The sequence below is a fragment of the Pseudomonas sp. TE3899 genome, from assembly GCF_056279105.1.
Map to the genome: position 1 here is coordinate 5,222,504 of NZ_JBWBQR010000001.1, position 12,648 is coordinate 5,235,151.

At 61.4% G+C, this 12,648-nt stretch carries 10 protein-coding genes; 3 read left to right on the forward strand and 7 right to left on the reverse strand.

The genetic code is table 11. The features are described 5' to 3' along the window. Positions 1-45: 45 nt before the first annotated feature. Together ACZ89E_RS23690 and rep are read right to left on the reverse strand one after the other, a co-directional pair. Positions 46-618, reverse strand: coding sequence for a xanthine phosphoribosyltransferase (locus ACZ89E_RS23690; RefSeq protein WP_020799401.1), 573 nt, complete (start codon positions 616-618; stop codon positions 46-48). A 56-nt stretch (positions 619-674) separates the two neighbouring features. Further along, positions 675-2,684 carry a DNA helicase Rep gene (rep, locus tag ACZ89E_RS23695; RefSeq protein ID WP_092276241.1) on the reverse strand — a complete coding sequence of 670 codons (2,010 nt, stop codon included), beginning with the start codon at positions 2,682-2,684 and terminating at the stop codon, positions 675-677. 262 nt (positions 2,685-2,946) lie between these two features. On the opposite strand from rep, the gene ACZ89E_RS23700 reads away from it, so the two are divergent. Further along, positions 2,947-4,620, forward strand: coding sequence for a putative bifunctional diguanylate cyclase/phosphodiesterase (locus ACZ89E_RS23700; RefSeq protein WP_149659496.1), 1,674 nt, complete (start codon positions 2,947-2,949; stop codon positions 4,618-4,620). Positions 4,621-4,728: 108 nt separating this feature from the next. On the opposite strand, the gene ACZ89E_RS23705 is transcribed toward ACZ89E_RS23700, so the two are convergent. Continuing rightward, positions 4,729-6,126, reverse strand: coding sequence for a NorM family multidrug efflux MATE transporter (locus ACZ89E_RS23705; protein ID WP_149659497.1), 1,398 nt, complete (start codon positions 6,124-6,126; stop codon positions 4,729-4,731). A 158-nt stretch (positions 6,127-6,284) separates the two neighbouring features. Between ACZ89E_RS23705 and ACZ89E_RS23710 the strand changes: the two genes are divergently transcribed. Both ACZ89E_RS23710 and ACZ89E_RS23715 read left to right on the forward strand, forming a co-directional pair. Continuing rightward, positions 6,285-7,205, forward strand: coding sequence for a LysR substrate-binding domain-containing protein (locus tag ACZ89E_RS23710; RefSeq protein WP_169372517.1), 921 nt, complete (start codon positions 6,285-6,287; stop codon positions 7,203-7,205). 175 nt (positions 7,206-7,380) lie between these two features. Then, positions 7,381-9,357: a methyl-accepting chemotaxis protein gene (locus tag ACZ89E_RS23715; RefSeq protein ID WP_476256578.1), complete on the forward strand. Its 1,977-nt coding sequence runs from the start codon at positions 7,381-7,383 to the stop codon at positions 9,355-9,357. A 115-nt stretch (positions 9,358-9,472) separates the two neighbouring features. On the opposite strand, the gene ACZ89E_RS23720 is transcribed toward ACZ89E_RS23715, so the two are convergent. The 4 genes from ACZ89E_RS23720 to ACZ89E_RS23735 form a co-directional block, all read right to left on the reverse strand. Further along, positions 9,473-9,715, reverse strand: coding sequence for a hypothetical protein (locus ACZ89E_RS23720; protein WP_306108891.1), 243 nt, complete (start codon positions 9,713-9,715; stop codon positions 9,473-9,475). Positions 9,716-9,916: 201 nt separating this feature from the next. After that, positions 9,917-11,329, reverse strand: a complete 1,413-nt coding sequence (locus ACZ89E_RS23725; protein WP_476256579.1) for a VWA domain-containing protein — start codon at positions 11,327-11,329, stop codon at positions 9,917-9,919. A 59-nt stretch (positions 11,330-11,388) separates the two neighbouring features. Continuing rightward, a complete protein-coding gene (locus ACZ89E_RS23730; protein ID WP_463258843.1) occupies positions 11,389-11,895 on the reverse strand; it encodes a hypothetical protein in 507 nt (168 codons plus the stop codon). Between the two features lie 4 nt (positions 11,896-11,899). Then, positions 11,900-12,631, reverse strand: coding sequence for a hypothetical protein (locus ACZ89E_RS23735; RefSeq protein ID WP_133835417.1), 732 nt, complete (start codon positions 12,629-12,631; stop codon positions 11,900-11,902). Positions 12,632-12,648 lie beyond the last annotated feature (17 nt).

The following is a 12,648-nucleotide window of genomic DNA, read 5'->3' on the forward strand; positions in this document are numbered from 1 at the left end:
CGGGCTGCATTCCCACGCGGAGCGTGGGAACGATCATTGCGGGGGTTACTCGATGAAGGTCACGACACCGCCAGCCAACGACTGAACGCGTGCCAACGACTCAACGCGATAACCCTGTGCATCCAGTTCCGCACGCCCACCCTGGAACGACTTCTCGATCACGATCCCCAAACCGGCGACCGTCGCGCCAGCCTGTTTGATGATCGAGATCAGCGCCTGGGACGCCTTACCGTTGGCCAAAAAGTCATCGATGATCAGCACGCGGTCGCTGCTGGTCAGGTGGCGCGGGGAGATGGCCACGGTGCTTTCGGTCTGCTTGGTGAACGAATAAACGGTCGCCGACAGCAGGTTTTCGGTCAGGGTCAGGGACTGGTGCTTGCGTGCGAAGATCACCGGCACGCCCAGATTCAGGCCAGTCATGATCGCCGGGGCAATGCCCGAGGCTTCGATGGTGACGATCTTGGTGATGCCCGAGTCCTTGAACAGCGTGGCGAATTCGTCGCCGATCAGCTTCATCAAGGCCGGGTCGATCTGGTGGTTCAGAAAGGCGTCGACTTTCAGGACCTGATCGGAAAGCACGATGCCTTCTTCGCGAATTTTCTTGTGCAGTGCTTCCATGAAGCTTTCCTCTACGGACGCCTGTGCGTCCAGGGCTGGTTAAAAAGTAGTCGATTCTAGCGCTTTAACATCGCGCGTATATCCGCCAATGCGGTGTTGCCGCGAACGGCTTTGACTTCAACGGGCGTGTCGTCGTTGCCTTCCCAGGCCAGGTCGTCCGGCGGCAGTTCATCGAGGAAGCGGCTCGGTGCGCAGTCGATGATCTCGCCGTATTGCTTACGCTTGGCGGCAAAAGTGAAGGCCAGAGTCTGACGCGCCCGGGTAATCCCGACGTAGGCCAGTCGGCGTTCTTCTTCGATGGTGTCGGCTTCGATGCTGGAGCGGTGCGGGAGGATTTCCTCTTCCATGCCCATGATGAACACGTAGGGGAATTCCAGGCCCTTGGAGGCGTGCAAGGTCATCATCTGCACGCCTTCGGCGCCGTCTTCCTCTTCCTGCTGACGTTCCAGCATGTCGCGCAAAACCAGTTTGCCGATGGCGTCTTCGACGGTCATCTCGCCTTCTTCGTCTTTCTCCAGGGTGTTTTTCAACGCCTCGATCAGGAACCAGACGTTACCCATGCGGTAGTCGGCGGCCTTGTCGCTGGAGCTGTTGGTGCGCAGCCAGTTCTCGTAATCGATGTCCATGACCATGCTGCGCAGTGCCGAGATCGGGTCTTCGCCGGCGCACTGCTCGCGGACCTTGTCCATGAAGCGCTTGAAGCGCGACAGGCGATCGGTGAACCGCGTGTCCAGATGCTCGCCCAGGCCGATTTCGTCGGTGGCGGCGTACATCGAGATCTTGCGTTCGGTGGCGTAGTTGCCGAGTTTTTCCAGGGTCGTCGAACCGATTTCCCGGCGCGGCACGTTGATCACGCGCAGGAAGGCGTTGTCGTCGTCCGGGTTCACGATCAGGCGGAAGTAGGCCATCAGGTCTTTCACTTCCTGACGTCCGAAAAAGCTGTTGCCGCCGGAAAGTCGGTAAGGAATCTGATGGTGTTGCAGCTTCAGCTCGATCAGCTTGGCCTGGTAGTTGCCGCGATAGAGGATCGCGAAATCGCTGTACGGCCGGTCGGTGCGCAGGTGCAGGGTCAGCAACTCGACGGCCACGCGCTCGGCTTCGGCGTCTTCGTTGCGGCAGCGGATCACTCGGATCTCGTCGCCGTGGCCCATCTCGCTCCACAGTTGTTTTTCAAACTCGTGGGGGTTGTTCGAGATCAGCACGTTGGCGCAGCGCAGGATGCGGCTGGTGGAGCGGTAGTTTTGCTCCAGCATCACCACTTTCAGGGACGGGTAGTCGTCCTTCAAAAGCATCAGGTTTTCCGGCCGGGCACCGCGCCAGGCGTAGATCGACTGGTCATCGTCGCCGACCACGGTGAACTGGTTGCGCGTGCCGATCAGCAGTTTCACCAGCAAATACTGGCTGGCGTTGGTGTCCTGGTATTCGTCCACCAGCAGGTAGCGCACCTTGTTCTGCCACTTTTCGAGGATGTCGGCGTGTTCCTGGAAGAGTTTTACCGGCAGCAGGATCAGGTCGTCGAAGTCCACCGCGTTGAACGCCTTGAGCGTGCGCTGGTAGTGGGTGTAGACGATGGCGGCGGTCTGTTCCTTGGGATTACGCGCGTTTTCCAGGGCTTCGGGCGGCAGGATCAGGTCGTTCTTCCACGAGCCGATCATGTTCTTGATCTCGTCGACGCCGTCGTCGCCCGCGTATTCCTTCTGCATGATGTCGGTCATCAAGGCTTTGACGTCAGTCTCGTCAAAGATCGAGAAGCCCGGCTTGTAGCCCAGCCGCACGTGTTCCTTGCGGATGATGTTCAGGCCCAGGTTGTGGAAGGTACACACGGTCAGGCCACGACCTTCGCCGCCCTTGAGCAGGGTGCCGACCCGTTCCTTCATCTCCCGCGCAGCCTTGTTGGTAAAGGTCATGGCGACGATGTACTGGGCACGGATGCCGCAGTTCTGGATCAAGTGCGCGATCTTGCGCGTGATCACGCTGGTCTTGCCGGAGCCTGCACCGGCGAGCACCAATAGAGGGCCGCCGACGTAGTTCACGGCTTCTTGCTGCCGGGGATTGAGTCGGGACATACGAAATCAGGGAGTCATCTGTGAAATGGGCCGGCATTTTAACAGGCTCAGCGAATTGTGCTGCTCTCTCCGACTTGTGACGCAGCACGCGATCTCTATTTGCCGGTTTTGTTACTTTCACGCAGGATGCGCGGAGAATTTGCGGCTAATGTTCGTATTCCAGACACAAAGCCGTGTTTGATAACCGGTGTCATTTGGTCATTGGTTACCGGCGCGGCATAATGCCCGCCGCCTACATCATTGCAGAGTCTAGGGAGCTAGCTTGTCTACGCCTGTCGAACCCTTGCGTTTGCTGCTACTGGCCGAAGAGCCAGCGTGGACAGCGTTGTTGCGCGAGTGTCTGGCTCCAATGGGGAGCTCGGCAGTGCTGATCAGCGCGCCGAGTTGGGAGTCGGTCAGCAGTCTGTTCGATGACAACCGCAACGCGGTGTTGTTGACGATCCCGGCCCTTCAGCCCGCCCCCGGCCGGTGCAGCCTGCCGATGGTGTTGCTGCTCGAACACGAACCGCTGACCCCGCCCGACGGTGTGAGCGACTGGCTGGTGCGCGATCTGCTCGATCCTGGCATGTTGCGCCGGTGCCTGCGCCATGTGCGCGAACGCGGCGTGCTGGAAAACACCCTGCAACGCCTGGCCGAGCAAGACCCGCTGACCGGCATCGCCAACCGCCAGGGTTTCCAGACCTTGCTGGCGGCGCGTCTGGCGGAAAACGACGGTCGCGGCCTGGCCCTCGGGCACCTCGACCTCGACAATTTCCGGCACGCCAACGACGCCCTCGGCCATCAGGCCGGCGACCGATTGATCCTGCAAGTGGTCGCGCGACTCAAAAGCCAACTCGAGGCCGGGGATCAACTGGCACGACTGGGCAGCGATGAATTCGCCCTGTTGATCGACACCCGCCGCGCCCCGCAACGGGCCGAGTGGATGGCCGAACGCATCACCGAAGCGCTGGCCGAGCCTTACTGGATCGATGGCGAAAGCCTGTTGATCGGCTCCAGCCTCGGCATTGCTCACGCCCGGGCCCAGGCCGGCGCCGACCCGTTGATGTGGCACGCGCACATTGCCATGCAGCAGGCCAAGAGCACCCAGGGCTGCACCTTTCATATCTTCAACGAACGCATCAACCGCAACGCCCGCAGCATCGCCGACCTCGAAAGCGAACTGCGCCGGGCCTTGCGTCGCGATGAACTGGAACTGCATTACCAGCCGCGCCTGAATCTTGAAGACGGCCAGATCGTCGGCCTTGAAGCCTTGGTGCGCTGGCGTCACGCTGAGCGGGGTTTGCTGCCACCGAGCGAATTTGTGCCGCTGGCGGAGCAAAGCGGTTTGATCGTGCCGCTGGGTTACTGGGTGATTTCCCGGGCCCTGCGCGACATGCAGGCGTTGCGCGAACGGGGTTTGCCGGCGTTGCACATGGCGATCAACCTGTCGTTCCGCCAGTTTCAGGACAGTCAGCTGTTGTCGACGTTGAGCCGCTTGATTACTGAGCGCGGCGTCGAAGCGCAATGGCTGGAATTCGAACTGACCGAAACCGCCGTGATGCGCCGCAGCGACCTGGTCAAGCAAACCATGGACGCCCTCGGCCGCCTCGGTGTGCGTTTTTCCCTCGACGACTTCGGTACCGGGTTCTCCTCGTTCGTGCACCTCAACAGCCTGCCGATCACCTTGCTCAAGGTCGACAAGAGCTTTGTCGGCGGCATGGAAGAGCGGGAGGAGAACCGCAAACTGGTGCACGCGATGATCAACCTGGCGCACAACCTCAACCTCGAAGTGGTGGCTGAAGGTGTGGAAACCCCGGAGCAGCTGGATTTGTTGCGCGGGTTTGGGTGTGATCAGGTGCAGGGTTATCTGATCAGCAAGCCGTTGCCGTTGGCGGAGTTGGTGGAGTATCTGACGTTTGGCAGCAGCCAACAGCCCGCCCTCGAAATCGTGAGCTAACGCCGACCCCTGTAGGAGCGAGGCTTGCCCGCGAAGGCGTCGTATCAGTCGACATCGTTGTTAACTGACACGACACCTTCGCGGGCAAGCCTCGCTCCTACAGGGATCCTAATCTGGCTGAATCACCCTGAAACTGGCCTGCACCGCAGGCTCGCGCCGAATCATCCGCTTCATCTTCCACTCAAACGCCAGCGTCAAACTCACCGCCGCACATGCCAATCCCAGCGCCAAGCCCCACCAGACCCCCGTCGGCCCCCCGTTCAGATTGAACGCCATCACCCACGCGGCCGGCGCGCCGATCAGCCAATAGCAACCGAGCCCGACCAGGAATGTAGTCTTGGCATCCTTGAGCCCCCGGATGCAGCCCATGGCGATGGTTTGCGTGCCGTCGAACAGCTCGAACCACGCCGCCACCGCCAACAGGCTCACGGCCAGGTCGATGACCGGGCGGAAGGCCGGGTCGTTATGGTCCAGGAACAAACCGATCAACTGATTCGGCCACAGCCAGAACACCATGGCGAAGGCCACCATCGAGGCCGCGCCAAATACGATCCCGACCCGACCGGACAGCCGCGCATCGAGCAATTGCCCGGCGCCGTAGTGCTGGCCGATGCGCATGGTGATCGCATACGACAACCCCGCCGGGACCATGAACGCCACCGACACAATTTGCAGCGCAATCTGATGCGCCGCCAGTTGCGTGCTGCCCATCGTCCCCATGCACAGCGCCGCGAAGGCGAACAACCCGACTTCCACCGCGTAGGTGCCGCCAATCGGCAGGCCCAGGCGCCACAGTTCTTTCAGGTACTGGCGGTTCGGCCGCGACAGGCCCTGGCGCAACGGGTAAGCGTCGTAAGCCGGATGCCGCCGAATGTGCAGCGCCAACGCCACAGCCATCAGGTTGGCGACAATCGCAGTCACCAGACCAATCCCCACCAGACCCATTTTCGGCAAGCCGAACATGCCGGTGATGAACGCGTAATTGAGTGCGAAGTTGGCCACGGTGCCGCACAGGCTGATCACCATCACCGGCGTTGCCCGGCCGATGGCGCTGGTGAAACCGCGCAGGGCCATGAAACTCAGGTAGCCGGGCAGGGCGAACGGCAGGAACGTCAGGAACAGCCCGGCGGAGTGGACGTTGGTGTCGGTCTGGCCGAACAGCAGCAACACCGGTTTGAGGTTCCACAGCAGCAGCCCGGCCACCAGCGCCATCAACCACGCCAGCCACAACCCGGCCTGGGTCAACCGCGCGGCGCCGACGATATCGCCCGCGCCTTTACGAATCGCCACCAACGTGCCGACTGCCGCGATCACGCCAATGCAGAAAATCGACACGAACGAGTAAGTCGCCGCGCCCAGGCCGCCGCCGGCCAGCGCCTCGGGGCTCAGGCGCGCCATCATCAGGGTGTCGGTGAGGACCATCAACATGTGCGCCAACTGCGAGGCAATCAACGGCCCCGCCAGCCGCAGGATGGCCCAGAGTTCGGTACGTGCTGGATGCTGCATGGTCATCACGCTCCATTGGCAGTATTAATGGGAAAGGCTCGATTCTCGGCGCTCTGCGGGGTTTGCACAAAGGGATAAAAAGGATGGGTGGCATGATTAAAACTCATCCAGCGGACTTTCTGATAAGTTGGCCCCATCCCGCTATAGGAGCTTTCTGCATGTCTCGTCGGCTTCCTCCCTTGTATGCCCTGCGCGCATTCGAAGCGGCGGCGCGGCATAGCTCCTTTACCCGCGCGGCGGAAGAACTGTCGATTACCCAAAGTGCGGTCAGTCGGCATATTCGTACGCTCGAAGAGCATTTTGCCTGCCGGCTGTTTCACCGCAGCGGGCGCAACCTGCAATTGACCGAGTCGGCGCGGCTGATCCTGCCGGGCATTCGTGAAGGTTTCACCGCGCTGGAGCGCGCCTGCAATACCTTGCGCGCCGAAGACGACATCCTGCGCATGAAAGCCCCGTCGACCCTGACCATGCGCTGGCTGCTGGCGCGGCTCAGTCGCTTCCGGCACCTGCAACCGGGCAACGAAGTGCAACTGACCAGCGCCTGGATGGACATCGACACCGTGGACTTCAACCACGAACCCTTCGATTGCGCGGTGATCCTCAGTCGAGGCAATTTCCCACCGGACTGGGAGACGACGTTGCTGTTCCCGGAAGAACTGATCCCGGTCGGCGCGCCCAATCTGCTGGACGACCAGCCCTGGGACGTCGCCCGACTGGCCACCACCGAACTGCTGCACCCGGCGCCGGACCGCCGTGACTGGCGCAATTGGTTGGAGCGCATGGGACTGGCCGATCAGGTGTCGCTCAAGGGCGGGCAGGTGTTCGATACCCTGGAGCTGGGCATGATCGCCGCCGCCCGGGGGTATGGCGTGTCGATGGGGGATTTGCTGATGGTGGCCGAGGATGTGGCGCAGGGGCGTCTGAGTTTGCCGTGGCCGACCGCCGTTGCCAGCGGTGAGAAATATTACCTGGTCTGGCCGAAAACCCGTCCCGGTGGTGAGCGTATGCGCCGGCTCAGCGATTTCCTACAGGGCGAAGTGCGGGCCATGGAATTGCCGGACGTTGAACGCCTGAGTTGAAAAAGCGATAGTGGCTTTGCGCTATAACCTGGCCCAAGACTCAAGTATTCAGGTTTGCCGCCGAAAATCTGCAGGTGGAACCTTCGTGCCGGTTTCGCGTTTTTCCCATTATTCGAAATTTTGCTGAGCGCAGAGCCTGATCAAGGAGGATCCGGTCGCTTGGCCAGGAGCTGTCATGTCTCAACCCCGTGCCCGGATCGCCTCACAGCTTGGTCTCGCGCTTGCCGTGATTCTGGCGATTGTCATCAGCGGCAGCACCGTGTTCGCCCTGCGCTCGCTGGACACCGCCAACCTCGCCACCCGCGAAGAGCATCTGGCCAGTGAGGCCCGCCTGCTCGCCGATCAGCTCAGCACGTTCCACGGCACGCTGCGGGAAAGCACCCAGCGTCTCAGTGGTCTGTTCGAGAAGCGCTTCAGCGCCGGCCTCAGCGTGCACCCGGATGAGCCGGTGACCGTGGCCGGCGTGCAGACCCCGGGCCTGCACCTGGGCAGCGAGGTGCTGAACAACAACTTCAAGGAAGTTGACGAGTTCAAGCAAATGACCGCCGGCGTCGCGACCTTGTTCGTACGTAGCGGCGAAGACTTCGTTCGGGTCAGCACCTCCCTGAGCAAACAGGACGGCACCCGGGCCATCGGCACCTTGCTCGATCACGCCCACCCGGCCTACGCGCGCTTGATCGCGGGCCAGAGCTACGTCGGTCGCGCCTTGCTGTTCGAACGTTCCTACATGACTCAGTACACCCCCGTACGTGACAGCGGCGGTAAGGTGATTGCCGTGCTGTTCGTAGGATTCGATTACACCGACGCGCAGAACGCGCAGTTCGAAAACCTCAAGCGCTTCCGCATCGGCAAGACCGGTTCCCTGGCGTTGCTGGATGAACAGGGCAAATGGCTGGTGCCGATTGCCGGTGTGCAAGCACTGGATAAGGCGGTGCCAACCGTTACCGACTTGGCGAAGACGCCGGGTAAAGGCGAGTTCTGGAGCGACAAATCCGAAGATTTCTACAGCCTGGCCGTGCCGTTCGAAGGCGGGCCGTGGTCGGTAGTGGCGAGCATGCCGAAAGCCGAAATCAGCGCCGTGACCTGGAGCGTCGGCATTCAACTGGCCATCGGCAGCCTGTTGGCGATGTTGATCGCAGTCGGTTCGGCGGTCTGGTTGTTGCGCAGCAAACTGGCACCGCTGGGCGACCTGGTACGTCAAGCCGAAGCCTTGGGCGCCGGTGATTTGAGCGTGCGCCTGAATGTGTCGAGCAACGACGAAATCGGTCAATTGGCCCGGGCCTTCAACCAGATGAGCCAGGCCCTGTCGACCATGGTCGAGCACATCCGCAAGGCGTCGGAAGAGGTCAACAGCCGCGCCCAGGCCTTGTCCGGTCTGTCCGGCGGTGCTTATGAAGGGATGGAGCAGCAGTCCGGCGAAATCACCAGCATGGCCGGCGCCGTCGAAGAATTCAGCGCCACGTCCCTGAACATCGCCGACAACATGGGCAACACCCAGCGCATGGCCCAGGAAAACGCACAGCAAACTCAGATCGGTCGTACATCGATGCAGGAAGCTTCTTCTTCACTGGAGCAAATCGCTGGCGCACTGAACAGCACCGCAACGGTGATCAACACCCTCGGGCAGCGCTCCCAGGAAATCGGCGGGATCGTCGGGGTAATTACCGCGATTGCCGACCAGACCAACCTGCTGGCGCTGAACGCCGCCATCGAAGCCGCCCGTGCGGGCGAGCAGGGCCGGGGTTTTGCGGTAGTGGCCGATGAAGTGCGCAACCTGGCGTCACGCACCCGTGAAGCGACCGATGAAATCTCCGGAATGATCCAGAGCATCCAGCAGGAAACCGGCAACGCCATCAGCACCATGGAGCAGGGCAACGTGCTGATGCAGGAAGGCTTGTCCCGAAATGCCAACGTCGCCTCGGCACTTGAGCGGATTGATGAGCAGAGTCGTTCGGCAGGTCAGCAGTTCGCGGCGATCACCACTGCGACCCAGGAACAGAGCAGCACCGCGACCTTGCTCAGCAGCAACTTGCAGAGCATTGCGCTGGCCAACAGCGAGCAGCGCGAAGTGGTGTCGAACCTGGCCATCACCGCCAAGGAGCTGGAATCCCTGGCGGCAGGCCTGCGGCATGAGGTTGATCGGTTTCGTTGAGGTTCAATCAGGGTGTCCCGCCCAGGTGGGCGCCCGTTGAGGTTTTCAGGCTGTGGACCCAGTGGGTTAACTGATCGAATCTGTTCAGCGCAAATGAGGGGCGTCGCGCTCACCATTAGGTGAGCTGCAGCAAATCCGGCTTCTCACTCACCGGAGGCTGCGGATCAACCTGCATCACACCGTGCAGCACGCTATTGCTGGGCTCACCGTAGGTCATGGCAAGCGGCTGTGATGCAATCAATTGGCCCTGGGCGTCTTTCCCGATGACGCGGATGTTTTCACGCCGTACGGTACTCAGCACTTGAGGACTATGGGTCGTAACGATGAAGTTCTGTACGCGCAACTTGTCGAGCCTCACAGGTTTCTCTCCGATTTCGTTATCTGGCCCAGCATAGGGAATACACCTTTGCGTTGCGGTTGGAACAGCATACTCATTCAAACCACATCAACACCAAACAATGCGATACCCGTGAATAACCCATTTGAACACCGGGACGCCGTAGCGGCCGAAGTGGCGTATGCAAGTCGCCGAGTAGTTGTCGGAAATTTCCGGCAATGCCTAATTACACTTGGCATTACTCGCCACTTCCTTACTCGCCAGTTTCAATTGCTTGCCCAACTCCGCCGCGTCGTTGCTGGAGTAAACCCGGCCGCCGGTGTTTTGCGCGATGCAGCGCGACGGGCCGCCGGTGCCGATGTTCACCACGTTGACCCGCAGGCGCGGTTGGTTCTGGGCGATCTGGCGGGAGACGGCGCATACGTCTTTCTGGCAGTTGTCCTCGCCGTCGACGAACATCACGATCACTGCATCGTTATTGCGCCCATCCACGGTGCTGGCGGCTTTGGCCAGGCTGTCGGCCAGGGGTGTGCCGTCGTTGGGGCGCAGGCCGCGAATGCCGTTGATCAGGCGCTGGCGGTCGCCGAACTTGAAGACGCCCTGGTCCGGCGTGCTGTTGCAGCCTTCGTAGGTGATCAGGCGTGTGTCGATCTTCGGGTCGAGCCCGTGGATCATGCCCGCCAGCGAATCCTTGGCCACGTCCATGCGCGTGGGTTTGGCGAAGATCTGCACGGTGCGGTTGGGGTCCAGGTACTTGTTGAGCTCGTTGCTGAAGAACCAGTCCTCATCGGCCTTCACCGACTTGATGTTCATGTCCATCGAGCCCGAGGTGTCGAGCACCACCACAAATTGCGGGATCTTGGTATCCGGCGCTTTTTTACGGCAGGCGAAGTTATCCAGCGTTGGCGCCGGTGGCGGGGCGGCGACCACGGGTTTTGGCGGTGGAACGGGCGCGGGTGCCGGGACTGGCTCGGGCTTGGGTTCCGGTTCGGGTTCTGGAGCGGGCACCACGACGGGTTCAGGCTCGGGGGCCGGGACCACCGGTTTCTCGACGGGTGTCACCACTGGCGCTACGGGTTCAACCACGACCACAGGTTCACGGTGCAGGAACCAGTAAAGCCACAACGCCAACAGCAGCAACAGCAGCGCGAGCAAGGCGGCGGCGACCCACCAGCCACGGCGCGACGGCGCCACGACCGGCACCACGGGGGCCACCGGAATCACCGGCGGCGGAATCGGCCTCGGCGGACGCTGGTTCCAGCGCACCGCCAACGGTTCGCCGTTGAGGCTGTAGAGTTTGTCCAGTTCGGGCGCGCCGAGCAGGCTGCGCAACTCGTCGGCTACGGTCGGCTGCCCACGTTTTTGCAGTTCGTCCGCCAGCAGTTCAAGGGACTTCTGGCGTACTTCGTAGGTGTCCAGCAAACGTCGTTGCGCGTCTTCGTTGAGCTCGGCATAGGGCGTGGGTTGGCCACCCAGTTCGGTCCACCATTCCAGCACCTCGCCGCTGCCCATTCGCGGAATGGCGAAGAGGCTGGCGACGTTCGGTGGAAAGTGTTTCTGGATAAGGGCGACTTTGGCTTGCAGCGCACTCATCCCCTCCGGTGTGGCTTGCGCATCCCTGATGACCCGCTGCATGACGACGATTCCTGGAAAAAGGTGCAGGCCTCCAGAGGGAGGCCTGCGGGGGTGAAAAGTTACTCTTCGTAACCGAGGCTGAATTGCAGTTGATTGACTTTCTTCTGCAGTGTTTTCAGCTGTTCCTGCTTGGCAGCCAGCGACGCGGGCGTGGCCTTGGTCGTGGGGGCCACCTGTGTTGCCTGGAGCTGCTGTTCGAGCCCGGCAATCTGCTTCTGGATCTGGCTTTCATTGCCGTGCCGGGACTTCAGCGAGCTCAGCAATTGCCCCAGCGACTGATTCAATGCCGCCTGGGATTTCTGCTGGCTGGCCAGGTCGGTCCTGGTGCTCAGTTGCTGGGCCTGAATGTTCTCGTACACCTGGCGGAACATTGCGTTTTCCTGACGGGACGCGGCCAGGGCCAGTTCCTTTTGCTTGACCTGGTCGCTGTAGCCACCGGAGTAGTCGCAGTTCATCTTGGTCAGCATGCTGCTGTCGCGATTGGTCGCATCGCATTCGCCAGGCTTGGTCGCGCAACCGCTCAAGGCCAGAACGGCGGTGAGGACCGCCAGTTGTCGTAGAGTCATGTGCTTAGCCCAGGGTGATCGCGGAGCGCTGGCTGTAAAGACCGTCGACTTCCTTTTGCAAGGCGGCGACTTTCTCGTTCATTTTCAGGATGCTCACGTCCACTTGCTTCATTTCGGCACTGCTGCCCTGGGTCCGCTCGGCGTTGGCCACTTTGGTGTACTCGGTGACTTTGGTGCGCATGTTGCCCAGGTCTTTACGCAGGCGCGCGATGTTCTGGTCGATCTCGGCGATTTGCGCCTGGGCCTTGGTCTTGTCGACCTTTTTGCTGGCGATGTCCTTCTTGATCTGGGCGATGCGCGCCTGATCGTCGTTGATCACCTGCTGGGCGGTCGCGGTACGGGCGATCACGTTCTGGGTGTCTTGCTCGACGTCGCTGTTCATCTTCGCCAGGCGGGTGGTGGTGTCGGAGTATTCGCTGCGACGCTGATCCAGGTAGTAATTCGCGCCCATGGCCACGCCACAGGCGGTGATTCCGGCGGCGATGGCGCACACGGCCTTGTTGCTGCTGTTGGACAGGGCGCAACCGAGGATGCCGACACCGGCGCCGACGGCGCAGGCCTGGTAACCGGATTTGCTGAAGAACTGGGCGTCATTGCCTTGGGTCAGGCGCGGGTCGGTTCCGTCGCTGCCCCCGAGCATCGAACTGCCGGTGTTGGCACAACCACTCAGCAGCAAACTGCCGGCGAGGACGAAAGCGATCTGTAGCTTGAAGCGAGTCCAAAGGCTGCGCGACATGGTGAAACTCCTTGGTG